General features: G+C 70.6%; 21 protein-coding genes. 5 read left to right on the forward strand and 16 right to left on the reverse strand.

Annotated elements, in window-relative coordinates:
• Positions 1-346: 346 nt before the first annotated feature.
• The 4 genes from CC117_RS18765 (at position 347) to CC117_RS35045 (ending at position 4,728) form a co-directional block, all read left to right on the forward strand.
• Positions 347-1,561: an acetyl-CoA C-acetyltransferase gene (locus CC117_RS18765; protein ID WP_071085939.1), complete on the forward strand. Its 1,215-nt coding sequence runs from the start codon at positions 347-349 to the stop codon at positions 1,559-1,561.
• Between the two features lie 67 nt (positions 1,562-1,628).
• Positions 1,629-2,378, forward strand: coding sequence for an enoyl-CoA hydratase-related protein (locus CC117_RS18770; RefSeq protein ID WP_071085940.1), 750 nt, complete (start codon positions 1,629-1,631; stop codon positions 2,376-2,378).
• A gap of 41 nt (positions 2,379-2,419) precedes the next feature.
• Positions 2,420-4,063, forward strand: a complete 1,644-nt coding sequence (locus CC117_RS18775; RefSeq protein WP_071085941.1) for an AMP-binding protein — start codon at positions 2,420-2,422, stop codon at positions 4,061-4,063.
• A gap of 101 nt (positions 4,064-4,164) precedes the next feature.
• Positions 4,165-4,728: an SDR family oxidoreductase gene (locus CC117_RS35045; protein WP_241830237.1), complete on the forward strand. Its 564-nt coding sequence runs from the start codon at positions 4,165-4,167 to the stop codon at positions 4,726-4,728.
• Positions 4,729-4,825: 97 nt separating this feature from the next.
• Here the strand turns inward: CC117_RS35045 and CC117_RS40145 are convergent, their stop codons facing one another.
• The 11 genes from CC117_RS40145 to CC117_RS18835 all read right to left on the reverse strand — a co-directional run bounded on the left by CC117_RS40145 (position 4,826) and on the right by CC117_RS18835 (position 17,993).
• On the reverse strand, positions 4,826-6,145 hold the full coding sequence (locus tag CC117_RS40145; RefSeq protein WP_116287832.1) for an SDR family NAD(P)-dependent oxidoreductase: 1,320 nt from the start codon (positions 6,143-6,145) through the stop codon (positions 4,826-4,828).
• Between the two features lie 107 nt (positions 6,146-6,252).
• Positions 6,253-7,254 carry an LLM class flavin-dependent oxidoreductase gene (locus tag CC117_RS18790; protein WP_071085944.1) on the reverse strand — a complete coding sequence of 334 codons (1,002 nt, stop codon included), beginning with the start codon at positions 7,252-7,254 and terminating at the stop codon, positions 6,253-6,255.
• An 11-nt stretch (positions 7,255-7,265) separates the two neighbouring features.
• Entirely contained in the window at positions 7,266-8,606 is a 1,341-nt protein-coding gene (locus CC117_RS18795; protein ID WP_241830234.1) for an ABC transporter substrate-binding protein, read from the reverse strand.
• A 99-nt stretch (positions 8,607-8,705) separates the two neighbouring features.
• Positions 8,706-11,570: an ABC transporter permease subunit gene (locus CC117_RS18800; protein ID WP_071085948.1), complete on the reverse strand. Its 2,865-nt coding sequence runs from the start codon at positions 11,568-11,570 to the stop codon at positions 8,706-8,708.
• On the reverse strand, positions 11,571-12,353 hold the full coding sequence (locus CC117_RS18805; protein ID WP_084132377.1) for an ABC transporter ATP-binding protein: 783 nt from the start codon (positions 12,351-12,353) through the stop codon (positions 11,571-11,573).
• A gap of 274 nt (positions 12,354-12,627) precedes the next feature.
• Positions 12,628-13,029 carry a nuclear transport factor 2 family protein gene (locus CC117_RS18810; RefSeq protein ID WP_071085950.1) on the reverse strand — a complete coding sequence of 134 codons (402 nt, stop codon included), beginning with the start codon at positions 13,027-13,029 and terminating at the stop codon, positions 12,628-12,630.
• A gap of 73 nt (positions 13,030-13,102) precedes the next feature.
• Positions 13,103-13,879, reverse strand: coding sequence for a hotdog family protein (locus CC117_RS18815; protein ID WP_071085953.1), 777 nt, complete (start codon positions 13,877-13,879; stop codon positions 13,103-13,105).
• A complete protein-coding gene (locus CC117_RS18820) occupies positions 13,876-14,280 on the reverse strand; it encodes a nuclear transport factor 2 family protein (protein ID WP_071085955.1) in 405 nt (134 codons plus the stop codon). Before CC117_RS18820 ends, CC117_RS18815 begins: the two co-directional genes overlap by 4 nt.
• A 1-nt stretch (position 14,281) precedes the next feature.
• Positions 14,282-15,508 (reverse strand): cytochrome P450, encoded by a 1,227-nt coding sequence (locus tag CC117_RS18825; protein ID WP_071085957.1) that lies wholly within the window; start codon positions 15,506-15,508, stop codon positions 14,282-14,284.
• A 47-nt stretch (positions 15,509-15,555) separates the two neighbouring features.
• Entirely contained in the window at positions 15,556-16,845 is a 1,290-nt protein-coding gene (locus CC117_RS18830; RefSeq protein ID WP_071085958.1) for an acyl-CoA dehydrogenase family protein, read from the reverse strand.
• Entirely contained in the window at positions 16,842-17,993 is a 1,152-nt protein-coding gene (locus CC117_RS18835; protein WP_071085961.1) for an acyl-CoA dehydrogenase family protein, read from the reverse strand. The genes CC117_RS18830 and CC117_RS18835 overlap by 4 nt, the downstream gene beginning before the upstream one ends.
• A 188-nt stretch (positions 17,994-18,181) precedes the next feature.
• Between CC117_RS18835 and CC117_RS18840 the strand changes: the two genes are divergently transcribed.
• Positions 18,182-19,396, forward strand: a complete 1,215-nt coding sequence (locus CC117_RS18840) for a CaiB/BaiF CoA transferase family protein (RefSeq protein WP_071086039.1) — start codon at positions 18,182-18,184, stop codon at positions 19,394-19,396.
• 76 nt (positions 19,397-19,472) lie between these two features.
• Here the strand turns inward: CC117_RS18840 and CC117_RS18845 are convergent, their stop codons facing one another.
• From CC117_RS18845 to CC117_RS18865, 5 genes are all read right to left on the reverse strand, one after another.
• Positions 19,473-20,915, reverse strand: a complete 1,443-nt coding sequence (locus CC117_RS18845) for an aldehyde dehydrogenase family protein (protein WP_071085963.1) — start codon at positions 20,913-20,915, stop codon at positions 19,473-19,475.
• Positions 20,916-21,062: 147 nt separating this feature from the next.
• Positions 21,063-22,253, reverse strand: a complete 1,191-nt coding sequence (locus CC117_RS18850; RefSeq protein WP_071086042.1) for an amidohydrolase family protein — start codon at positions 22,251-22,253, stop codon at positions 21,063-21,065.
• 133 nt (positions 22,254-22,386) lie between these two features.
• Positions 22,387-23,184 (reverse strand): coniferyl-alcohol dehydrogenase, encoded by a 798-nt coding sequence (locus CC117_RS18855; protein ID WP_071085965.1) that lies wholly within the window; start codon positions 23,182-23,184, stop codon positions 22,387-22,389.
• Between the two features lie 73 nt (positions 23,185-23,257).
• Positions 23,258-24,388, reverse strand: a complete 1,131-nt coding sequence (locus tag CC117_RS18860) for an oxidoreductase family protein (RefSeq protein ID WP_071085967.1) — start codon at positions 24,386-24,388, stop codon at positions 23,258-23,260.
• Positions 24,385-25,494 carry a TIGR03857 family LLM class F420-dependent oxidoreductase gene (locus tag CC117_RS18865; protein WP_071085969.1) on the reverse strand — a complete coding sequence of 370 codons (1,110 nt, stop codon included), beginning with the start codon at positions 25,492-25,494 and terminating at the stop codon, positions 24,385-24,387. Before CC117_RS18865 ends, CC117_RS18860 begins: the two co-directional genes overlap by 4 nt.

Genomic DNA, 25,494 nt, shown 5'->3' on the forward strand with positions numbered 1-25,494 from the left:
GGCGTGCTCCGGCCGCCCGCCAGCACCGGCTCGATCGCCGTGGCGGAGGCCGAGAGCGACAGCCACCCCGACCGAGCCGCACCCCTGGCGCGATCAACATTCTAATAATATCGACGTCGACTTTGAGCTTTGCTGTAGGCTCCAGGCAGCGAGACGAACCCGCTGCGGCACAGGCGCAGACACAACACGAGAAGGCCGGAGGGAGCTCCCGCGCCCGAGGTGGTGCCTGTCCAGGAGGTGCTCGACGAACGGGTCCGACACGCCAATGCCGACATACAGCGCTCCCGGCAGACACCGGAAGCCCATCACGGGTCTGAGCAGGGGTCCCAGCGGGGGGAGACAACACATGCGGACAGCCGTGATCTGCGAACCGGTGCGTAGCGCGGTCGGTGGCTACGGGGGCGCCCTGAAGTTGCTCAGCTCCCACGAGCTGGGCGCGGCGGTCGTGCGGGGCCTGCTCGACAGGACCGGCCTGTCCAGCCCCGACATCGACGACGTCCTGTTCGGTTCGTGCTATCCGACGATGGAGGCACCGGCCCTGGGACGGGTGGTCGCGCTTGACGCCGGTCTCGGCGCCGGGGTCCCCGGTCTCCAGCTGGATCGACGCTGCGGCTCCGGGGTGCAGACCGTCGTCACAGCCGCGATGCAGGTCCAGACGGGCACGGCGGACGTGGTGATCGCCGGCGGCGCCGAAAGCATGAGTAATGCGGCGTTCTACTCGACAGAGATGCGGTGGGGATCGCGGGGCGGGGCGGTCGTGCTGCACGATTCGCTGGTGCGGGGGCGGACCACCGCCGGTGGGATTCACTTCCCGGTACCCGGCGGGATGATCGAAACAGCGGAGAACCTTCGCAGGGACTATGGCATCTCCCGCGCGGAGCAGGATGAGCTGGCACTGCGCTCACATCAGCGAGCCGTCGGCGCACAGCGCTCCGGAAAGTTCGCCGAGGAGATCATTCCGGTGACGGTCACCACCCGCCGAGGTGACATCGTCGTGGATGCCGACGAGCACCCCCGGGCAGACACGAGTAGCGAGAAACTGGCGTCACTGCGCCCGATCCTCGGCCAGTCCGACCCGTCGGCCACGGTGACAGCGGGTAACTCCAGCGGCCAGAACGACGGCGCCGCCGCCTGCATCGTGACGCATCCGGAGGCGGCGGAGCGGCTTGGCCTTCGGCCGCTGGCCCGACTCGTCAGCTGGGCCGTCGCCGGCGTCGCCCCCGACCGGATGGGGATCGGCCCGGTTCCCGCAACGGCGAAGGCGCTCGACCGCGCCGGGCTCACGCTTGCGAACATGGATCTCATCGAGCTGAACGAGGCCTTCGCGGCCCAGGTCATCGCCTGCGGCCGGGAGTGGAAGTTCAACGAGTCGGACTGGGACCGTCTCAACGTCAACGGCTCCGGAATATCCCTGGGGCATCCGGTCGCCGCGACCGGCGGGCGGATCCTGGCGACAATGCTGCGCGAGATGCACAGGCGCGATGCCCGGTACGGCCTGGAAACCCTCTGCATCGGCGGGGGCCAGGGCATCGCGGCTGTCTTCGAACGCGTCGGCCAATAGTCAGACCCCGGCGTGTTCAGAACTCCGAACGCGCCGGGACAACCCACGGCAATGTGAAGGAGTCTCCATGTCCGTCGATGTCGAGCGGCGCGGCCCGGTAACGGTGGTCACCATCAACCGCCCGCAGGCGGCCAACGCCCTCGACGGCCCGACCATGTCCRGGCTCGGTCACGCCTTCGAGCAGGCCGAGAAGGACGACGACGTCCGTGCCGTCATCCTGACCGCCGCCGGTGAGCGCGTCTTCTGCGCCGGCATGGACCTCAAGGCGTTCCTGACGGGCAGYCTCTCCGACATCTCCGGCCCCGGGCTCGGCATCTTCACCAGGCGGAACTTCCCCAAACCGATCATCGGGGCGATCAACGGAACGGCTGTCGGCGGTGGCTTCGAGCTGGCCCTGGCCTGCGACCTCCTCGTGGCCGCCGAGACCGCCAGGTTCGGCCTGCCGGAGGTCAGCCGTGGGCTGATCGCCGCGGAGGGGGGAACCAGGCTGCCCCAGCGGATCCCCCTCGCCCTGGCACTCGAGCTCGGGCTGACCGGTGCCATGGTCAGCGCGGCCAGGCTGAGCGAGATGGGGCTGGTCAACCGGGTCGTGCCGGCGGCGGAGGTGCTTCCCACGGCGCTCGGCCTGGCCGGTCAGATCGCCGCGAACGGTCCGCTGGCCGTGCGGGTCACCAAGGAGCTGATGGTCGGCGAGCTGGCCGCGGCCGACTGGGACGGCATCGCGGCGGCCGTGGCGCCGGTGTTCGGCAGCGAGGACGCCCGCGAGGGGGCACGCGCCTTCGCGGAGAAGCGCGCCCCACGCTGGATCGGACGCTGACCGTACTGACGGGGCCGCCCCACCGCGACGGAGGAGACGCCGTGCCGGAGCCGCGCTGGACGACCAGACCGATCCCGGAGCACCTCACGGACCTGTGGCGACGCCAGGGCCAGTGGGACGACACGACGATGGGCACGAAGATCAGCGACGCGCTGCGGACCCACGCCGATCAGACACTGCGGATCCATTCGCTGGAGAGGCCCTGGGAAGGGACGTTCGCGGACCTGCGGGCGAGAGCTCTCGCCCTGGCTGGCGGGCTGTCGGCACACGGCGTGCGGACCGGGGACGCTGTCGCCTTCCAGCTCCCCAACTGGGTGGAGGCAGCTGTGGCCTTCTACGCCAGCACCTTCCTCGGCGCGGTGGTCGTCCCGATCGTGCATTTCTACGGCCCGAAGGAGGTTTCCTACATCCTGCGGCACACCGAGGTGGCAGCCTTCGTCACGGCCGCGGGCTTCGGCAGGCGCGACTACGTGAGCGAGCTGGAAGGCGTGTGCAAGCACGTCCCCTCGCTGGCCGTGGTCGCGGTCGTCGGGGCGGGAACGCGTTCCCTGCCTGGCAGTGCCGTCACGTTCGAGTCGCTCGAGCAGGGTCCGTCGCTGTCCGAAACCGCCACGCCGAGCCCCGACGCTCCCGTACTGATCGCCTACACCTCCGGGACCACAGCCGATCCCAAGGGCGTCATTCACTCCCACCGGACTCTGGGCGCGGAGGTGCGTCAGCTCGGCGCCATGGAGGCCAACGGAGGGCAGCCCTCGCTGGTCGGCACACCGGTGGGCCACTTCATGGGGATGATCGGTGCGCTGCTGATACCCGTCCTGCGCGGCGACCCGGTCAACCTGATCGACGTCTGGGATCCCGCCCGGGTGCTCTCCACCATGCTCGAGCACCGCCTCAGCGCCGGCTCGGGTGCGACCTACTTCCTCACCAGCCTGCTCGACCATCCGGACCTCAGCGACGARCACCTGCGATACCTGCGCTTCGTCGGGCTGGGGGGCGCGACCGTGCCCACAGCCGTCACCGAGAGGGCCAGGAGGGCAGGGGTCTCCGTCGTTCGGATGTACGGCTCGACCGAGCATCCGTCGGTCACCGGCTCACGCCATGAGAACGATGAGCGGTCGCGGCTGCGCACCGACGGGCGTCCGCTCGACGGAGTGGAACTGAAGCTGCTGGACGACGACGGCCAGCCCGTCGCCGAGGGGCAGCCCGGCGAGATCTGGACCAGAGGGCCGGACTGCTGCATCGGCTACACCGACCCGGCGCTCACCGAGTCCGCCTTCGACAGCGACGGCTGGTACCGCACCGAGGACGTCGGTGTTCTCGACCGCGACGGATGTCTGACGATCACCGACCGGAAGAAGGACGTCATCATCCGCGGCGGCGAGAACATCAGCGCCGCGGAGGTCGAGGAGCTCCTGCTCAAGGTCCTGCCCGAGGCTCTGGAAGCCGCTGTGGTGGCGGTTCCCGACGACCGGCTCGGCGAGAAGGCGTGCGCCGTGCTCCGCCTGGCACCCGCCGCCCCGCTCCCGACCCTCGACCTGATTCGCCAGCTCCTGCTGGACGCCGGTCTCGGCCGCCAGAAGCTGCCGGAGTACGTCGAGGCGGTGCAGGACTTCCCCCGCACCTCGACCGGAAAGATCATCAAGGCGGAGCTCCGGCGACTCGCGGCCCGCCGCCACTCCTGGTAGCGGACCGTCCCGAATCCCGCGCTCACCGGCCACCCAGCCACCGGTCACGTCTCGTCGAGCCCACGTGCGACGTCACCGACGAGGCGTCCTGCCGCGAGGCGATCGAGGAGGCTTCGAGCGAGCTGGGCGGGATCGACAGCCTGGTGTACTGCGCCGGCGTCGGCATCCTGCGCCCGCTCGCGGAGCTCGACGCCGCGGACTGGCGACGCACCTTCGACACCAACGTCGTCGGAGCCGCACTCGTCACGAAGGCGGCTCTCCCTCACCTCACGGCCTCGAACGGAACCGTCGCCTACCTGTCGTCCATCAGCGCCTCCTTCACCGACCCCTGGCCTGGGCTGGGCGCGTATGTGGTGAGCAAGGCAGCGCTCGACAAGCTGATCGAGGCCTGGCGGGCGGAACACGGCTCCGTCGGGTTCACCAGGGTCGTCGTCGGGAACTGCGTGGGAGGCGAGGGGGCCTCGGCGACATCCCTCACGGCCGAGTGGGACCAGGACCTCGCCGCCCGGTTCTATCCCGCCTGGATGGCCAAGGGCTACGTCAACAGCGACTTCCTGGACGTCGACGAGATCGTCCGTGTCATCGCGAATCTCCTGGAGAACCGGGCCGGCACCAGCATTCCGTCGATCACGATCACGGCACGGTCGATCGCAGCCAGCAGCTAGCCACCGCGACGAACGGCACCCGCGTCACGGGTGCCGTTCGTTCTCCACGAACGCAGCTCCACCCGCCCGTGCCGCACGACCGGGGCTCCCGGCGCAGTCAGGAGGGGGCCGGCGGGGTGAAGGAACCGTCCATGCGCAGGCGTGTGAGAGTCGAGGTCCTGATCCGCCAGGTGCCGTCCGACTTCTCGTAGGTCTCCCGGTAGTGGCCGAAGCCGGTCAGCTCGTTACCGTCGGCGAACCGGAGGTGGTCGGCCATGGCCCACGTCCCGCTCGCCGACGAGGGTGAGCTCACCGTGATCTCGGGTGAGTGACCGTGATGCACCGTGAGGACATCGGCCAGGGCGGCCCTGACGAACTCCAGGAACGCGTCGGCGCCGGTGACCACGCTGCCGCCCGACGCGGTCGTGTCGATCACCACGTCGTCGGCGAAGACCTGCCGAAAGCCGTTCCAGTCCTTGGTGTCCAGGGTGCGGAAGTACCTGGCCTTGAGCTGCCGGACAGCCTCGATGTCGGCCAGCACCTCCGCGGGTGGGCGTGCGCCCGCGCCGCCGTTCGGCGTGGCACCGTGCGTGGCACCGTCCGTGGCGGCGTGCATGCGCTCGAGCGCGCGGCTGATCGCCGCCTGCTGGCCGGCGACCGCTTCGGCCAGATCACCGTGGGTGATCACGTACGGCTCGCCGGCCAGCACCTCGGCCAGGGCGTGCCGGGCCGCGACCTCCGCGGTCGTGACGTCCGCGTCGGACATCGGGCGGCTGGCCATCATCGCCTTCCGGTCGTCGTCAGAAGACCCGTCGCCGTTCGGAAGGTGGTCCGGTCGGGCGGCGAGACTGCTCTCCAGGTGACGCGTCGTCATCCCGGCCGGCAGGATCACGCTGACCTGGATCGAGTCCTCCGCGAGCTCGAATCGGAGCGTCTCGGCCAGCGCGACGACAGCCGCCTTGCTGGCCTGGTACACCCCGAGCCGGGCCGCGGGCGCCAGGACGTTGACCGAGGCCGTGAAGGCGATCCGCCCATGCCCGCTGCGGCGGAGCAGCGGGAGGAAGGCTCGGACCGTCCGCGCCGCACCGACGACGTTGACGTCGAGCACCCAGCGCCAGTCGTCGTCCGTCAGGCGCTCGACGGCGCCGAAATGCTGCACTCCCACGTTCACGAACAGCAGGTCGCACCGCCCGAAGAGCACGTCGACCTGACCCGCCGTAGCCGTCAGGTCGGCCTCGGAGGTCACGTCGACGCGGCGGCCCTCGACCCGCACCGGGTGTGCGCCGGCCAGCGTCTCAGCCTCGGCCGCCACCCGCTCGCCGTCGATGTCGAGCAGTGCCACGTCCATCGCCGACGCGGCGCACCGCTCGGCGAGCGCCAGGCCGAAGCCGGAGGCACCGCCCGTCACCACCACCACGTCCCGACCCTGATCTGTCACCTTCGAACCTCCAGCGCATGAGAGACATCGATGTCAACATCTGGGGACCGTCACGGAGCCCGCCGACCGAGCCGGCGTTCCCCACCCGCCRGCAGCGGCGCGGCGCCTCAGTCTGTGGTGCTCGGGGCGAAGACGGGCAGCACCTCGTGCTCGAACAGATGGAGGCTCGACCAGGCCAGCTCCGGCGGTATCCCCCCGCACAGCGGGTGGAGGTTGACGAACGGGAACGGTGCAGCGCGGAGCTCCTCCACGAGCTGCTCGGGCGTCAGGACCGCGTACTGGCCCGCGGCCCGGAGCTCCTCCAGCGAGGAGACGGACCGGTACGGCGAGACGAGGTCGTCCTGGGCCTGCCACACGCCATAGGCGTTCGTCTCGTGCAGGAAGTACGGACCCATGCGCTCCCAGCCCTCCTCGGGGTCCTTGGCGAGCGCCACCACCCGGTTCTCACCGACCGGGCTCGAGCCCGGGTCAGGGCGGCCGAGCCTGAGCACCTCGTCCCGGTAGAACTCCCACACCGCCGGCATCGCGGGGAGGAAGCCGTCAGCGATCCGCGCGGCCCTTCGGGCGGCCGGCTCGCTGTTCCCGCCGAGCAGCACCGCCGGCCCGCCGGAACGGAACGGCGCAGGCGTGACCTGCACCGTGCGCCCCAGGTACTCGAACGGCTCGCCGGTGAAGGCCGCCTTCAGGGTGGTGACCGCGTGCGTCACCCGCTTCGGCCGCTCCTTCATCGGGACGTCGAACATGGCGAACTCCTCGCGCACGTAACCGCCACCGAGCAGGATGTCGATCCGCCCCCTGCTCAGATGGTCCAGCACGACCATGTCCTCGGCCAGGCGCAGTGGGTCGTGAAACGGCGCGAGCAACGCGGCGACCAGCAGCCGGACGTTGCTGGTTCGAGCCGCCATCGCCGCGAGCATCGGCACCGGGCTGGGAAGATAACCGTCCGCCGAGGCGTGGTGCTCGGAGATCGTGACGTTGAGGCAGCCGAGCCGATCGGCCCATTCGACCATGTCCAGCCCCGCCGCGTAACGGTCGGCCATGGTGGTTCCGGCGAAGGACGGGTTGCGGAAGTCGAAACGAAGTCCGAAGAATACAGCCGACTGTGCCATCGGATGCCCGGTCAGTTCTTCGGCACCGAGAACAGGTACTCCCTGCCGAAGACCGCCAGGTCGCGCAGCGGTTCCAGGGTCTTCTTCTCCCCGTCGAACCGCAGGACCGCGGCGCAGTTGCTCGCCAGGACCCGGTACTCGGGCCAGGTCGATCCGCACATGGCGTTACCGACCTGCGAGTACTCGAACCCGGAGTTGAGCACCCCGGCGAGCGCCTCGGTGGTGACCGGCTTGTCCCCCAGTTCGGCGAAGGCGCTCAGGAACAGGTCCGCGGAGTAGTACGAGGTGAGAGTCCCGGAGGAACCCGCCGACGCGGACGAGCCGACGGCCTTGAGGTCCGCCGCCACCGCCCTGAAGGTGTCACTCGGGAACACCGACGAGCCGAAGTTCGACGACATGGCGTACACACCGTCGAGCTGGTCCGCGACGGCGGTGAGCCGCTCGTCCGAGAAGAAGATCAGGATATCGCCGGAGTAGYCACCGGCCCGCAGGGCTGCGACGACCGGGAAGAGGGTGGCGGGCGGTGTCGTCAGAGCGACGAGGTTGGCCCCGCTGGAGATGATCTCGCTGGCGATCGGCGTGTAGTCGGCCAGCGGCGGCGCGCCCGGGCCGGGGAGCGGGGCCTTCGCGTAGGGCACCTTCATCCCGAGGCCGAGGCCGACCCCCCTGAGACTCGAGATCGAGACTTCGGACGCGGACTGCGAGACCCCGACGAGCGCGGCCTGCACATCTCCCGCCTTCTTCCCGGACGCCGCCAGATAGGACTCCAGGCCCACCGACGAGTACGCGATGCTGCCGGGCAGAACGTTCTCACAGCCCAGCGACCCGGTGATCGAGAAGGCGAACTGACTCTCGTTCCAACCGCAGTAGTCGGGGGAGATACCCCAGCCGAAGTACGGCACGTGCGCCTTGTTGAGGTAGTCGCGGCTGTTGGAGGTCGTCGCGGTGAACGGCACCAGGCCGAAGACCTCTCGGTCCTCCACCATCTCCTGCACGGCTTCCCGGGTGCGGGTCACGTCGGACGCGGCGTCCGTGCATCCGACGTACCGGAAGGTGTAGCCGTTGACGCCCCCGTCGCGGTTCGCCCGTTCGAATCGAGCGCGGGCGCCGTCGCAGACGCCCGGGAAGTTCTCGATCCCCTCCTGATTCCGAACGTCGGCCACTCCACCGATGGTGATGACCTTGCCGTCGACCCCGCGCGTCGTGTCACCGGTGGCGAGGTCGATCGGGCCGAGTCGGTCAAGTACCGCCTTGCTGGCAGCCGCGTCGTCCAGTGGCTTCCCGATATCCGAGGTAGCAGTCGACGAACTGTCGTCGGAAGATCCGCAGGCCGCGACCGAGCTCACAAGCACGAGCGCAGCGGCACACGCCAAGACGGACCGTACCGGACCATTTCGGGCCAGTTTCACAATGCCTCCTGAACTTTCGCCCTCGCTGAATTTTCGGCGGTCTCAGCCGGCGACCCGAACAGCCACCGCACCGCCCAGATATGCGGAAACCAGTTCGTCGACGTCGACCTGGGCCCGGTCACGCACCCACTGCAGCCGGCCGAGCGAGAGAACACCGACCCGGTCGGCGAGGGTCATGACCTCCCGCGCCTTCTCCTCGACCAGAATCAGCGTGGTTCCCTCGTCCCGCAGACTCCGCAGCGCGGCAAGAATCTCGGCACTCACCTGGATCGAGAGGCCAAGGGTGGGCTCGTCCACGATCAGCAGCGCCGGCGGGCGGGCGAGGAACGGGGCGAGGCTCAGCATCTGCTGCTCGCCGCCGGACAGGTTTCCCGCGTCCACCCGGCGCCGGGCGGCGAGATTCGGGAACCGGTCGTAGACGCCGTCCCGGGCCCGTCGGTCCGAAAGCCAGAGCTCGAGATTCTCGTCCACGGACAGACTGGGCAGAATCCCGCGGGATTCCGGAACCAGCACCATCCCCATCCGGGCCCGCAGATGCGCGGGCACCTGCGTGACGTCCTCGCCGCGGAACAGCACCTGGCCGTCGCAGGGCATGAGGCCGGAGATCGTCCGGCACAGGGTGGTCTTGCCGGCGCCGTTGGCTCCCACCAACGCGAGGACCGTGCCGGGGCGAACGACCAGGTCCACGCCGTGCAGGACCTCGACCTCACCATAGCTGGCCCGCGCGGAACGCAGCTCGAGCAGTGCCGGCTCCGCGTCCGCCGACGCGGCGGGCACCGCGACAGGCGCGGCGACGGCTGGCGTGGACGCGGCGGCGGCGTCCTTGACAGCGTCAGCGGGGGCGTCCGAAGGTGCGTCGGGTGCCGGATTCACCTCCGGTGCGGCCGGGATCGCCTGTGCCACCGGCATCGCCTTCGCCGCAAGTCGGGCCTGGCGCTTCTGGTACCGCCCCGCCCCGACCATGGCGAGAATGCCGTCCGGCTGCTGGGCCAGGCCGATCGCACCGAGCCCGAACAGGATCTGGGTCACGGTCGGGGACGTCGTCCCGTCCCACCCGAACGAGCCGAGGTGGACGCCGTGGCCGACGAGCCGGGGCAGCGCCATGGTCATCAGGCCGGCGGCGATCGCGCCGTGCGGGCGCCGGACACCGAACAGCACGACGGAGGCCAGCCACAGGAATCCCATGATCGGCGGCCAGGAGATCCCACGCGCGTATCCCTGGACACTCGCCAGCAGCACRCCACCGAACCCGGCCAGCGCCGCGGACACGATGAAGATCGTGAGCTTGGTGGCGCTGAGCGGCACACCGGACGCGGCGGCGCCGGGTGGGCTGGACCGCGCCGCTGCCATGGCCCGCCCGGACGCGGACTGCTGCAGGTTGTTCACGACGAGCGCGACGAGCACCACGATCGCGAACAGCACCACGAGCATCGTCCGGTCGTCCGCGAGGTCGATCGAGCCCAGTGCCGGCCGGTCGATCGTCCAGCCCTCGGAACCGTTGACGAAGTCCTTGATGTTGAACAGCACGCTGAAGCCGAGCAGCGACAGCGCCAGGGTGGCGAGCGTCAGCGACACTCCCCCGAGCCGGATCGCCGGCAGCGCCACGACCGCCCCGATCACGGTCGCGGCCAGCACGCCGAGCAGCAGCGCGGCCAGGAACGGCCAGTCCTTCGCCGTCGCCCAGCCGGCGGTCAGCGCGGCGACGCCGACGAACGTCGACTGCGCGAGGCTCACCATGCCGCCGACCCCGGTCACGACGGTGAAGGACAGCAGCACGACGCCGAGCGCCAGGCCGGACAGCACGATGTTCCGCCAGGTGCCGTCGGCCAGGAAGAGGCCGTACACCAGCAGCAGGACCCCCGCCACCGCCCACGGCAGGTGGCGCCGCCACGGCGGGAGGTCCCCCAGATGGTCCGGCGGCGCGCTCTCCTCGCTCGTGGTACCGGCCACGCGCCGGCGACGTTCGACGCTGACGGCCACCAGCGCGATGATCAGGATCCAGTAGGGCAGGGAGGAACGGAGGCCGGTGACCCCCTCCACCCACTCCCCGAAGGAGCCCAGGTACTGGCCGCTGACGTAGCCCTCGGCGAGGTTCCGCGCCGCTCCGATGAGCAGTCCGGCCGCGAACGCGATCGGGAAGGAACGGAGCCCTGCGATCACCGCGGCGGTGGCCGCCACGAACAGCGCCATCGTGTAGTTGTCCGACACCAGCCCGAAGGTTCCGGCGAACGGAGCCGCCAGGACACCCGCCAGACCGGCGAGGAAGAAGCTGAGCAGCCAGGCCAGGCCGGACGTCGTCGCCGTGTTGGTGCCCCGCAGGCGGGCCAGCTCGGGCTTGTCCACCGCGGCGCGCATGCGCAGGCCCAGGCTGGTGAAGCGCAGCAGCGCCCACACACCCAGGAAGGCGACGACGGCCACCGCCAGCACGATGAGCTGGTTGGAGTTGACGACGAACCCGTCGGTGATCGTCCAGGTCCGGGGGATGCTGGGGCCGAGCCCCGGGACGGTGTAGGCCGTCGAGGTGTCGGCGAATCCGACGTCGAAGGTCGTGCGGAGGGTGTCGCAGACCCACAGCACCACGGCCGGCATCGTGATCAGGATGCCGACACTGGCGACGGTGGTCGCCGCCTCGCTGGCGCCGGCGAGCCGGCGGAAGACGAGCCTGTCCCACAACACGCCGGCCAGCGGTGCGAACACGCACACGGCCAGCACGAAGGCGACCCACTTGGGCCAGCCCAGCCCGGTGTTGAGCTGGAAGAAGAGGTAGGCCGCCGAGAAGGCGGTCGCCCCGTGGCCGAAGTTGAAGATCCGCGCGGTCTGGTAGTTCAGGACGAGGCCGATGGCGAGCAGCGAGTAGACCGCTCCCGACACCCCGCCGCTCAGTGCCAGGCTGACGAACTTGTCCATCTATGCCACTCCGATGTAGGCGGAGATGACCTCCGGGTCGCGGCAGACCTCCGCAGGGTCGCCGGCCGCCAGCACCTCGCCGAGCACGAGCACGATCATGCGGTCACACACGTCCATGACGAAGTCGAGGTCGTGCTCGACGAGGACGGCCGCGCAGGTCCCCGTCGCCGTGATCTCCCTGACGACTGATCCCAGCCGTTCGGTGTCCTCGGGGCCGAGACCCGAGGTGGGCTCGTCCAGCAGGAGGAGGCGTGGCTCGTCCACGATCGCGCGGGCGAACTCCATCAGCCGGACCTGGCCGATGGGCAGTGTCGCGGCCCGCTGGTGGCGTACCTGCAGGAGCCCGCAGAGCTCCAGGACGTGCTCGATACGCCCGGCATGGGCGCGGCGCCGTCGGCGTGTCGAGGGTGTGGCCACCAGATCAGCCAGGATGCGCCTGGTCCGGCCTCGCCATTCCAGCGCGACCAGCAGGTTCTCCTCCACCGTCAGCCAGCCGAACGCCTGGTGCCGCTGGAAGGTCCGGCGGATGCCGTGCTGGGCCCGCCAGGTCGAGGACTGCCCGGTGAGGTCATGGCCGTCGAGCCGGATCCGCCCTTCCCGGGGCGTGTGAATACCGGCCAACGTGTCGAGCAGGGTCGTCTTGCCCGCGCCGTTCGGACCAATCAGCCCGCAGCAGCCCTGGTCAAGATCGAACGACACCTGGCTGACGGCCCTGATGCCACCGAAGCTGACCGAGACCTCCTCCACCTGGAGTAAGTGCGCCGCGTCCTCCGAGGGGATCACATCACCGCTCCCGCCTGTCTTCACGACGTGTACGTGGCAGGTCGCCACCCGTCGACAAAATTGACGATGTCGACATCGATATCGAGGTTGCTGCAACATAGCTGTCCGGAGGATTACTGGCAATGGGCAGGTCAGAGTGGCTCGGACCTGACCGCACCGGAACGCACGACAGAACCGCCGGCGCTGGAGCCCTTGACGGAGGGCGGCGCCGGCGGTCCGCCGGAACCCGGTCCGGCGGTGGTGTCCTGGTGTCTCCTGACGGGGACGGAAGGGGCTAGCGTTCAGGCCGGTCCGCGAGCCCGGCCGCCGTGATGAACCGGCACCTGCAGCGTCTGATACGCCAGCCGTCAGCCGTCCGGACGAGCTCGTCCGTGTAGACGGCGCTGCGCGAGACGCCGTCCGCGCGGCTGACGAAAAGCAGGTTCCGGGACGTCCGCGCCTCGTCGGCACCCAGCATCTCGATGACCGGCGGGCCGCCCAGATGCAGTCCACCGGGGGCCGCGGCCATCATCCCGCGCAGCCCTTCGTGCCCGTCGAAGGAACGCCCGTACACCTGGTAGCTGCCGTCCTCGACGAAGAGATTGACCCAGGCCTCCACATCGTCGAGGTCAAGGGTCAGGCAGTACCGGGCCAGCAGGTCGCCTATCRCCACCTGGTCCTCGGGAGTGGGAAGCATGAGAACTCCTCCTGGCCACCCTCAGCGCGAGGGCGGACGACGTCGGGAACGGGCACGGCTCACAGCTCGCAGCTCAGAGCTCTCCGAAGGCAACCGTCGCGTGGCCGATCAGACGGTCGCCGGAACCGGCGTCGCCGAGCCTGACGACCGCGACCGGGGCGCCGGCCGGGGACGGCACCTGCCGGGCGGAGGCGGTCAGCGGGCCGACGCGAAGGCGGTCGAGATAACGGATGTCCAGGTCCGTCGCCGCGAGGCGACGTTCGCTCCCCCGCACCACGCGTTCCGCCGCGAGCTCGGCGACCAACGCCTGGACACCGCCGTGGAGGGTGCCCACCGGGCCGTTGGCGAGCCTCGGCGACGAGTCGAGGACGAGGGTGTGCTCGTCCCGCGCGCGGGCCCCGAGGAACGCGTCGAAGGAACCTCCCTCGACCGGCACGACCCGCGAGGCGCCCGCGGCCAGCCCGGCGCCGAGATCGAGCACCGTGAAGGTCGACACGGCCCGGGCGAAGGGCAGAGGCGAGCCGTCGGCGAACAGCTCGGTCTCGGCGACGACGAACCGGCGCCCCGCCCGCAGCGGCTCGCACCGGAAGTGCAGGTGACCTGTCTCCGGCGGGGGCGAGAGGAGGACCACGCGCAGGTCCATGGTGGCCCCCACCGCCGGTGTGCCCGGCCCGGCCGGCGTCTGCCCGGCGACCATGTCCACCATGGCGAGGAGCAGCGAGGCCCGGATGCGGGTGGTCCCGGGCACGAACGACTCCGGGCGCACGGGCGCGGTGGCCGTCACGGGTGGGCCGCCCGGCTCCAGCGCGAGCGCCAGCAGCCGGGCGAAGTGGTGCGCCGTGGCGGTCACTCCGGTGTGTTCAGGCGCATCGCGTCACGCCGGGCGATCCGCCACTCGCCGTCGAGCCGGACGAGCTCGTCGTGGTACCTCCCGGCGATCGCCGGGACGAGTCCCTGGCTCTCGAAGCGGAAGAAGACGTAGTCCGAGACGGACCGGGCCACGTCCCCGTCCGACCGCACCACCACGTTGCCCATCAGGTGCTTGCCACGCTGCTCCGGTCGCCCCTGCATGGTCTGGAAGTACTCGAGCAGCGCCTCCGGACCGCGGACGCTCCGGTCGCCGTGGGTGAAGACACCGTCCGGGGTGAACAGCGCCACCACCCCGGCGAAGTCGGCGTCGTCGCACCGGTGGCAGTAGCGGGCGAGGGTCGCCTGGACCGCGAGCTCGTCGAGGAGCGTGGAGTCGCCCACGTCAGGCCATCGTGTAGCGGATCGGCAGCCGCTTCGGCCCCCCGACGAACAGGGCCTCCATGTACTCGGGCGTTCCGGCCAGCTCGATCGACCGCACCCGGGGGACCAGCTCCGCGTAGAGCGCCTGGCCCTCGAGGCGGGCCAGGTGGGTGCCCAGGCAGTAGTGGGCGCCGAACCCGAAAGCGACGTGCCGGTTCGGGGATCTCCCGACGTCGAAGGTGTTCGGGTTGTCGAAGACGTCCTCGTCCCGGTTGGCCGACGGGTAGGAGAGCAGGACCGACTCCCCCGCCGCGAGCTCGACGCCACGCACGACCGTGTCCTCCCGGGCGGTACGCATGAACTGCTTGACCGGGGAGACCCACCGGATCATCTCGTCGACGCCGCTCGTCACCAGGCTCGGGTCGTCGACCAGGCGCTGCCACTGGCCCGGGCTCTCCAGCAGGGCGTGCAGCCCGCCGGCGAGCGCCGCGCTGGTGGTGTCGTGCCCCGCCGTCGCGATCAGCGTGTAGTAGCCGGCCGCCTCGAGCTCACCGATCTGCTCGTCGCGGATCGTGGCGTTGGCGATCACCGACCCCAGGTCGTCGGTGGGGTTCGCACGGCGTTCCTGGATCAGCGCCTGGAAGTAGGTGAAAAAGTCGATCAGGGTCTGCATCTGCGCCTGCTTGTCCTGGTTCCTGGCCAGGTCCTCGTCGTCCGCGCCGAACAGCTCCTGGGTCAGTCTGAGCATCCGGGGGAAGTCCTCCTCGGGCAGGCCGAGCAGGGAGAGGATCACGTACAGCGGGTAGTGCGAGACGATGTCGGCGAAGAAGTCGCACTCGCCGCCCTGCTCCGCCATGCGGTCCACGAAGCGCTTCGCCAGCTCGGCGATGCGGTCGCGCAGCCGCCGGACACCGGCCGGCTTGAACCAGTCCGCGCTGACGTGGCGGTAGACCGGATGGTCCGGCGCGTCCATCTGGACCAGCGACCGGATCGGGATGTTCTCCCGGTCGGCGTCCTTCGGCTTGGGGCCGAGCGCCGGCCGGGGCTCGTTGATCCAGATGTCGGAGGCGCGGGAGATCGTCATGACGTCTTCGTGCTTGGTCACGGCCCAGAACGGGTTGAAGTTCGGATGCTCGACACGGTGGATCGGTGACTCGCGCCGCAGTAAGGCGGTGGCGGTGTGGAAGCGCTCGTTGTCGGCGTACGCCCGCGGATCCGTGAAGACGGTTGCCGCTGCCGCGATGTCCATGCTGGTTCCTCCGAAGTCGTCGATCAGGAAAGATGCCCGGCGGCGGGTCAGGGACGGCGGTCCGCCGGCGGCGCTCCGGAGGAGGGGGCGGTGCGCACCTCGCGGTAGGGAACATTCCGGTCCAGGGTCTGTTCGCGCGGCATCCCCAGGACGCGTTCGCTGATGACGTTGCGGGCCATCTCCGTCGTACCACCACCGATCGAGGCGATCTGGCGCAGCAGGAACCTCATGCCCTGGCCGCCCAGCACCTCGTCGTCCTCGCCGCTGGCCACGGCCGTCGGGCCGGCCAGGTCGAAGGCGATGCTCGACAGCCGCCCCGTCGCGACGCCGTGCATCAACCTGCCGACGGCTGCCAGCTGGTCCGAGGCCCTGCCGGTCGCGATGACGGTGTGCAGTCTCCGGTCGAGCTCCCGCATCGCGACCTTCAACGTGTGCGCCTCCCCCACCAGCTCACGCGCCCGCGGATCACCGAGCCGACCAGCCAGCTCGACGAGCGCCAGCAGGGAGGGGCCGTAGTCACCGGACGACTCCGCGTCGCCGCCGGCCGGATGGACGGCGAACGGTGAGGAGGTGAACGAACGCTCGTGGAACAGCCAGCGGGTGACCACCGTCCAGCCGTCGTCCACACCGCCGACCCGGGCGCTGTCGGGCACCCGTACGTCGGTGAGGTACTCCTGGCAGAACTCCTTGTTGCCGTCGAGCATCTCGATCCGGGAGATCTCGATCCCGGGCTGGTGGATCGGCAGCATGAACACGGTGAGCCCGCGGTGCTTGGGCACGTCCCAGTTGGTGCGGGCCAGGCAGAGTCCCCAGTCCGACCACCACGCCCCGGTCGTCCAGATCTTGGACCCGTTGATCACCCACTCGTCGCCCTCGCGCACGGCGCTCGTCTTCGCCCCCGCGACGTCCGAGCCCGATCCCGGCTCGGACAGGAACTGCATCCACAGTTCCTCACCCCGCAGGATCGCCGGGAGGTGCGCGAGCTTCTGCTCAGGCGTGCCGAACTCGAGGATCACCGCCGCGCAGGGCGTCATGGTCGGGACCTGCAGGCGTGACGGGTACCGGTACCCGGCGATCTCCTCGTTGAAGGCCGCGGCGTGCGCCGGCGTGAGACCCAGGCCGCCGTACTCCTTCGGGAAGCAGATGCCGGCGAATCCGCCGTCCCACAGCAGCCGCTGCAGCCGCCGCTCCTCGGCGACCTCGGCCAGCTCCTCCTCGTCCGGGCGGACGGTCATCCGGCCAGGGGCACCCGGCACGGCCGGCGGCATGTTCTCCGCCAGCCACCTCCGCGCACGGAGCTGGAAGTCCTCGACCGACTCGGTCTCGTCGCTGCTCACGCCACGGCCTTTCCCGCGCTGTTCCCGGCTTCCAGCAGAGTGGCGATCCGCAGGCGGTGCTCCCGCACGGTGCCCAGAAGCGCACTCGCGAGGACGACCCGGCGGAGGTAGAGATGCAGGTCGTGTTCGAAGGTCACGCCGATGCCGCCGTGCAGCTGGACGCAGTCCTGGCACAGCTCGGGGCCGTACTGCCCGACGTACGACTTCGCCACGCTGACCAGCTCCGCCGCCCGGTCGTCGTCGTTCGCAACGGCGACCGCGGCCGCGTCCGCCACCGCGTGGCTGGCCTCCAGCCACATCTTCAGGTCGGCGAACCGATGCTTCAACGCCTGGTAGGAGGCCAGCGGCCGGCCGAACGAGTACCTGTCCCCCGCCCAGGCGAGCGTCAGCTCGAACGCCCGGTCCATCGCTCCGACCGCTTCGGCGGTCTGAATGGCGACGGCGGTCTGCAGCTGACGCTCGACCTCGGCCGCCGCCGAGCCCGGCTCGCCCACGACGGCCGCCGCCGGAACCCGGACCTCGTGGAAGTCGACCCGGGCGAAGCGGCGGGAGATATCGATCGACCGCAGGGGCGTGACCGTCACACCCGGGCTCCCCGCGGGAACGAGGAGCTGGGTGAGGCCGTCCCCGGTTCGAGCCGTGACCAGGAAGAACTCCGCCTGGGCTCCGTGCTCCACCGGAGCCTTCCCGCCCGAGAGCACCCAGTCGGCACCTGACGGGACGGCGGTCGCGGCCACGTCACCGAGCCCGTCACGGGGCACCGGCTCACTCAGACACCACGCCCCGACGGCGTCACCGGCGCAGATCCGACCCAGCGCCGCCAGCCCGTGCTCCCCGCCCGCCCGTGACAGCGCGGAGGCAACGACGTTGGTCGCCAGCAGCGGGCCGGGCGCCGCCTGGCGCCCGAACTCGTACGCGACCAGCGCCAGGTCACGCAGGCCCTCGCCACTGACGCTCCCGCCGCCGTGCTGTTCGGCGACCAGCAGCGAGGTCCATCCCAGCTCGGCCCCGGTCCGCCAGTACTCCGGCTCGTACCCCGCCGGGTGGCGCGCAAGGTCGCGCAGAGCCTCGCCGGACACGCTGTCCTRCAGGAACTTCCGGGTCGTGCCGACCAGGAGCTCCTGGTCGGCACTCGGTCCCACTGTCATTCACGCCTCCGGTCGGCCGGCCCCGGCAGCGCCGTTGCCAGCATCACAGCCTCCCGCTAGGGTGACCGAATATCGAGGTTGATGTCAACATAGAGGTTTATGTCAACACAGAGGTTGATGCCGACATGGAGATTGATGTCAGCCTGGACGATCACGTCAGCGGAGATACCCAACGGCCGGAGGACGGCATGACGGCAGTGATGAAAGGTGTCCGCATCCTCGAGGTGGCGGAGCACACCTTCGTTCCCGCAGCCTCGGCGCTGTTGGCGGACTGGGGTGCCGAGGTCATCAAGATCGAGCACGTCGAGCGCGGAGACGCGATGCGGGGACTCGCCTCGACCGGCACCAGCCCGGTCTCAGGCTCGGTGCACGTGCTGCTCGAGCACTCCAACCGGCACAAGAAGAGCCTGGCCCTCGACCTCACGACCGACGAGGGCCTCGACATCGTCTACCAGCTGGCGGCGACCAGCGACGTCTTCCTGACCAACAAGCTGCCCCGCGTACGGTCGAAACTGAAGATCGACGTGGCGGACATCCGCGCCCACAATCCGAACATCATCTACGCCCGGGGGACGGGCCAGGGCGAGCGCGGGCCGGATGCCGACAGCGGGTCGTACGACTTCCTCGCCTTCTGGGCCCGCGCCGGTATCGCCGCCGCCCTGATGGACGCCGACGACGACAGGATCCGCTTTCCCCCCGCGCCCGGGTTCGGTGACTCGATCGGGGCGATGACGATCGCCGGTGGGCTGATGGGCGCGCTTTACCACCGGGAACGCACCGGCGAGGGCACCATCGTGGACGTGTCGCTGATGGGCGTGGGCCTGTGGGCGATGGGCCAGGGGATCGCGCTCTCGCTCCAGTTGGACACGCCCTGGGGGCAGCCGCCCAACGGTCGCACCGGCAACCCGCTCGTGGGGACCTACCGGACCGCCGACGGACGGATCCTGGCCTTCTCCTGCCTGCAGGTGACCCGATACTGGCCGGAGATCTGCCGGATCCTGGGGCGCCCCGAGCTGATCGACGATCCCCGCTTCGTCGACCACGCGGCGATCAGCGCGAACACCGGCGCGGCTTCCGACATTCTGGCCGCGGTGTTCGCCCAGGGCACGCTCGCGCAGTGGCGCGAACGGCTGAGCGGTTTCAGCGGCCAGTGGGCGGTCTCCCAGACCACCCTGGAGGCGGCGGCGGACCCCCAGTCGGCCGGCAACGGCTTCCTCCAGGACGTCCAGACCGCCGACGGCACCTCCTTCCAGCTGGTGGCGGCCCCGGTCCAGTACAACGAGCGACCCGCGGCCGCGGGCCGCTCCCCCGAGCTGAACGAGCACGGCGACGAGATCCTCCAGAGCCTCGGCCTGGACTGGGACGCGATCCTCAACCTGAAGATCAAGGGAATCGTCGCGTAGGTCTCCGCGCACGCCCGGCCTCGTCGGCCCGCCACCGGACCCACGGTTCCGTCCGGTGGCGGGCCGACGTCGGGGCCTACCCCTTCGCCCAGGCGACGGCCTTCGTCTCCAGGTACTGCTCAAAACCGGCGACACCGTTCTGGCGCCCGATCCCACTGTCCTTGTAGCCCCCGAAGGGCAGGTCGGGAGCGTAGGCGACTCCGCCGTTGAGCCCGAGGCTGCCGGTGCGGATGCGCCGGGCCACCGCCAGCGACCGCTCCAGGGAACCGGAGTGGACCATGCCGGCGAGGCCGTAGTGACTGTCGTTGGCGATCCGGACCGCGTCGTCGTCATCCTCGAACGGGATGACGACGAGGACCGGGCCGAAGATCTCCTCCTGGGCGATCGTCATCGAGTTGTCGACGTCGACGAACAGTGTGGGTTCGACGAACCAGCCCTTCGGCAGGTGCGCGGGCCGCCCGCCGCCGAGAGCCAGGGTCGCGCCCTGCTCGACACCCCTGGCGATGTGGCCGAGCACCCGCTCCCGCTGCCTGGCCGAGATCTGCGGGCCCATGAGGACGTCGGGCCGCTGCGGGTCGCCGTAGGGCACCGCGGCCATCGTCTCCCTGATCTTCTCCACGCCCTCGGCGTAGCGCGAGCGCGGCAGCAGGACCCTGGTCGGGATGGCGCAGCCCTGGCCCGCGTGCGTGCAGACGATGAGCCCCGCCATCGCCGCCGTCGACAGGTCGGCGTCGTCAAGCACGATCGTCGCGGACTTCCCGCCCAGCTCGAGGAACACCCGCTTGAGGGTGGCGGCCCCCTTCTCCATGATCCGCTTGCCGACCGCCGTCGATCCGGTGAACGAGATGCAGTCGACCAGCGGCGAGAGGGTGAGCTCCTCACCGACCAGATGGTCGGCGGAGGTCACGACATTGACGACGCCTGGCGGGATGTCGGTCCGCTCGGCGACCAGCCGCCCGATCCGGGTGGCGTTGAACGGGGTGTCCGGCGCCGGTTTGAGCACCACCGTGTTGCCGGTGGCCAGGATCTGGCCGAGCTTGTTCAGCGTCACCTCCACCGGGAAGTTCCACGGCACGATCGCACCGACAACCCCCATCGGTTCCTTCCAGACCTGCCGAGTGGTCGCCGTGCCCATGAAGTCTGCGTCGGGCAGGTCGGTCACCCAGGGAAAGTCGTCGATCAGCTTGGCCGGGTAGCGCAGCGCGCTCTGCAGCGGATCGTCGAGCTGCGGGCCGTTCGTCAGCAGGCGCGGCGCGCCCACCTCGAGGATCAGTTCCTCCCGCAACTCCTCCCGCTCCGCCTCCAGGGCGTCCTGGAGCTGCTCGAGGCAGCGCCTGCGGAACTCGTGGTTCGTCGACCAGTCGGTCTCGTCGAACGCCCGGCGCGCCCCCGCGATCGCCCGCTGCATCTCCGCCTTCGAGGCGTCGGCCACCTGGCCGAGGACCTCTTCGGTGGCCGGGTTGACGTTGTCGAACGTCCGGCCCGAGTCCGCCTTGATGAGCTTGCCGTCGACCAGCATCCTGGACTCTGCCACTTCGGTGACCTCTCGCTCGTGCGCCTGCTGGTGGATGTGGGTTTCGCGGGGTGTCCGGTTGCGGGGTGTCCGGTTACTCGATGTCCGGTTGCGCGCTGTCCGGGCGCCCGCTGTGTGTGGAAGCGGAGTCCGTCAGTCGAGCGAGATCCGCATGACCTCGAGGGCGTTCTCCCGGGCGATCCGGCGGATGTCGGCGTCGGRCAGCCCGCCCAGCGACTCGGTCAGGAAGTCGGCGGGTTCCCGGGTTCCCTCGGCGTGCGGCCAGTCCGAACCGAGCAGCAGCCGGTCGACCCGCACGTCGGCCACGAGCTCGTCGATGCGGTCCTCCCAGAAGGGGGTGATCCACACGTGCTCACCGAACACGTCCCTCGGATGGTCCCGGAAGTAGCCCGGGTTCCGGTTGGCGGCGTCGTCCAGCCGGTGCAGCAGCTCGGGTGCCCACGCGGCACCGTTCTCCACGCTGGCGAACCGCAGCGCGGGGAAACGGTCGAAGATCCGGTGGCAGACCGCGGCGGCGTAGAAGTCGCTGACCGCCCGGCCCTTCGTGACGATGCCGCGCAACGGCGTGCGGAACAGCGAGCTCTCCGCGCCGCCCGGCTCCCACATCTGCACCAGGGTGTCGTAGCCGTCGAGGCCGGCGTGGGTCGCCACGACGATCCCGGCGTCGGCGGCCAGCCCCCAGAACGGGTCGTACACCGGATCGAACGGTGAGCGGAAGCCACCGGGCGCCGGAAYCGGTGCGTTGCGGACGTTCACCACGACGGCTCCGGCCTCGATCACCCGTCGCAGTTCGTCGACGGCGGCCGCGGGGTCGAGCAGGGGAACGTAGGGCACGGCGAACAGCCGGCCTTCGTAGTCGAAGCCCCAGTCCTCGTCCAGCCATCGGTTGAACGCGCGGAAGACCTTGGCCCCGGCCTCCGGGTCGTGCCTGAGCGCGTCCTCGACGCCCACCCCGAGCGTGGGGAACAGCAGCATGCCGGCCAGTCCCTGCTCGTCCATCAGCTGGAGGCGACGCCTGCGATCGCGGTACTCCGGCCGCAGCGGCTCCAGTTCGCCGAAGGCGTCCTTGATCTGCTGCTGGTGCGGGTTGCCCCGGTACCAGTCGTACAGCGCTCCCGGCTTCGCGACGGGATCGAACGTCGGATTGGCGATGTAGGAGTTGAGCGTCCCTCCCACGAGCAGGCGGCGCCGGCCGTCCACCTCGGCCCACCGCACACCGCGGTTACGCAGCGAGCGGTCCTGGTACCTGGTGAAGGCGTCCTCCGCCTCGTAGTAGTGGTTGTCGAAGTCGAAGATCCACGGTTTGGCGGGCTGGTTCGTCACGGTCCGTCTCGCATTCCGGTCGTCGTTCACGCGGCCTGACACCCGACGCCGCGCCGCCAGAATATCGAAGTCGACACCGATGTCGAGATATCTCGGACCACGCACCGCGGCTGCGGCTGCGGCTGCGGCTGCGCTAGTCGGTCTGGCCCGTCGCGAGGGCCGCCTGCAGGCCCGCGTCCACCGGGAGGTTCACGCCGTTGAGGTAGCCGGCGGCGTCCGAGCCGAGAAACGCGAGGATCTGCGCGACCTCACGGGGCGAGGCCGGCCGGCCGACGCCCTGCCGGACCGACCAGTCGATGATCTCGTCGGTCATCGTCACCCGGAAGTCCCCGAGCAGCGGCGTGCTCGTGGCACYGGGACAGGCGCTGTTGATCCTCGTCCCGGCCCGGCTGGCCGCCCGGGCCGCGTGGAGCGTGTAGAGCTGGGTGCATTCCTTGGACAGCGCGTATGGGTCGACGGCCCGCTCCGGGTGGGTGTCCAGCCAGGTCAGCGCCTCGTCCCAGTCGTCGATCGCCATCAGCCTGCCCAGCTCGTCCTGGTGCGCCTGCCAGCCGATCCCCGCCATCGACGAGGTGATGACGACAGCCCCSCCGGCCGGCATCCGCCCCACGAGCTGCTCCGAGAGCCGGCGGACCGCCAGGTAGTTCACGCTGAAGACCACCGGCGCGGGCTGCGTGCCGGCGACGCCGGCGTTGTTGAACAGGACGTCCACCGGGCCTTCGATCGCCGCCACGGCGGCGTCGACACCCGCCCGCGAGGACAGGTCGGCCTCGACGAAGCGACGTGCCGGACCAGAGGGCGGCTTCCGGTCGATCACCGTGACGTAGGGTGCACCGAGCTCGCCGAGCAGCTCGAGCAGGGCGGCGCCGATCCCAGAGGCACCGCCGGTGATGACGACCCGCTTGTCCTGGTAGCTGAAGGGGTTTCCCACGAGACCTCCGTCGGGACGGGGTGAGGTGCCGGCGCCACCTGGTTCAGGCCTGGCACGCGGCGGCGGTCTGGCGCTAGGTCGCCAGCAGGTCGAGGACTCCCAGCTCGCGGATCGCGGCGCACGCGTTGGCGGCCATGGACAGGAACATCCGGTCGGAGCTGTCCGTGCGCGGGGTGCTCGCGTACACGCACCCGATCATCGTGATCAGCGGGCCCTGCAGCATCCCGCGCCGGTAGTCCTCGAAACAGAGGTCCACGGGATAGCCGGTGACGCCGTGCTCGACGAGGCACCGGTGGTAGGCGGCGACGAGCGCCGCCTCGTGGGACCGCCGGTCGGCGGGCGCGAGGGCGGTGGAGAGGAAGTAGGCGAGGTCACGCCCGGGGAAGCCGACCTCCAGGGTCTGCCAGTCCACGGCCTGCACGTCGGAGTCCCCCACGTCAGAGTCCCCCAGGTCGGAGTGGCCGGAGAACAGGAGGTTGTCGAGCCGGTAGTCGCCGTGGAGCAGCGAGTGGCGGGACGACGTGTGCCTCCCCCAGCCGGCGACGAGCCCGGCCGCGCGCCGCAGGATGTCGGCGTCGCCCGGCCCGAGCTCGGCCTGGTACCGCTCGGTGAACCGGGCCGCCGCGGCGACGACGACACTGCCCAGGAACTCCATGCCGGCGTCGTCGAGCCGGACCAGCCAGCCGGCGTCCTCGGTGAGGTCCTCGGCGTTCCAGAACGGCGCGTGCAGGCCGGCGAGGTTGCGCACGGCGAGGGCCGCCTGGTCGAACGTGCAGCCGTCGAGCTGGCTGCCGGCGCGCGCCGGATGGGCGTCCTCGAGCACGAGGGTGAAGCGGAGGCCGTCGGCGCTGCGCGCGGCGCTCCAGCACCGGGGCACCCGGACCAGCGCACGCCCGGCGAAGGTCGTGTAGAAGCCGACCTCGTTGCGGTAGGCGGACCGCAGCCGCCTGCGGATGTCATCGGCACCGCCGGCGATCTTCACCACCACGCTCGCCGGGCAGCGGCCGGCCTGGTCCGGCGCGGCCTCGAGGTGGAAGCGGAAGCTGCGGGCGGTCTGCCCGGTACCGACCGGCTCGTAGCGCAGCCCGGTGACCTCCACGTCACTGCCGGCCGCGCGCATCACCTCGGTCATCCAGGCCGCGGTGACCTCGGCCGGATCGTCGACGATCCGGGTCTCGACGGTGTTCCGAGCACCGCTGGTCATGCCACCCGCCCAGGGTTCGCCGGTAAGCCGCGCACGCCGTGCGGCCGGATCCCGCGGTACGCCTCGACGACCGAGGCCAGTTCCCGCGGCGTGGCTCCGTGCAAGATCACTCCTGTCACGCCCAGATCGAACTGCCGCGCGACGGCCTCGGCGCACTGCTGGGCGGTGCCGGTCGCGCTGGTCGAGAGCCAGTCCGGCGGGATCAGCGTCGCGAGGTGTTCGAGCTCGGCCGTGGTCGCCCTGGCGTCGAAGGCGCCGCGGAACCCGCTGACCAGGCTGTCGGCGCGGAACCGGGCCAGCACCGCCGGGTCCCAGTCGTTGACGCGCACCATCAGGTCGCCGTAGCCCTGCAGGTAGGAGGCGAGCCGGCCGACCGTCTTCAGTAGCCGGCGGTCCTCGGGGATCTCGTCGGAGACGGTGGCCAGCACGGACCACACCCGCACGCTCCGCGGTTCCCGCCCCACGGACTCGGCACCCCGGGCAAGCGCCGCCAGGGCCCCGGTGACGGCGACGTCCGAGTAGAAGGTGTGCAGCACGACCGCGTCCATGCAGCGGCCGGCGAGTTCCAGCGTCCGGGTGCCCAGCGCCGTGAGCAGGATGGGGATGTCCTCGTCGAAGTCCCGGTCCTGGTGCAGGTAGGGGTAGCGGCCCGCCGGCCCGTCATGCCCGGTGACGACCTCGCCCCGCCACAGCCGGCGCAGCAGCCCGGCGACGTCCTCGAGCTGCGCGCCGGTGATCGGGGCCAGGCCCAGGGCCCGGAAGAGGCCGTCGAAGCCGCGGCCGAGCCCCAGCGCGAACCGGCCGCCGGTGAGCCGGTGCATCGTGGTCGCCATCGTCGCGGTGACGATCGGGTGCCGGGTGTTGTGGTTCGTGGCGGCGGTCGCGATCCCGATGGTCTCGCTGACGGCCCCGGCGGCGCCGGACAGGGTCGCGGCGTCCTTCGTGCTGAACCGCTCCGAGATGAAGGTGGCGCCGAGGCCGAGCCGCTCGGCGTCCCGCACCTCGTCGACGAGATCGCGGGGACGTCCGCTGTGCCCGGCCAGGGTGTAGAAACCGAGCTCCGTGAGCGGCTCCGCGGAGGGTACGCCCGCTGGCTCCGGTGTCAC

Origin of the sequence: Parafrankia colletiae, from assembly GCF_001854655.1 — a bacterium.
GTDB classification, from domain to species: Bacteria; Actinomycetota; Actinomycetes; order Frankiales; family Frankiaceae; genus Parafrankia; species Parafrankia colletiae.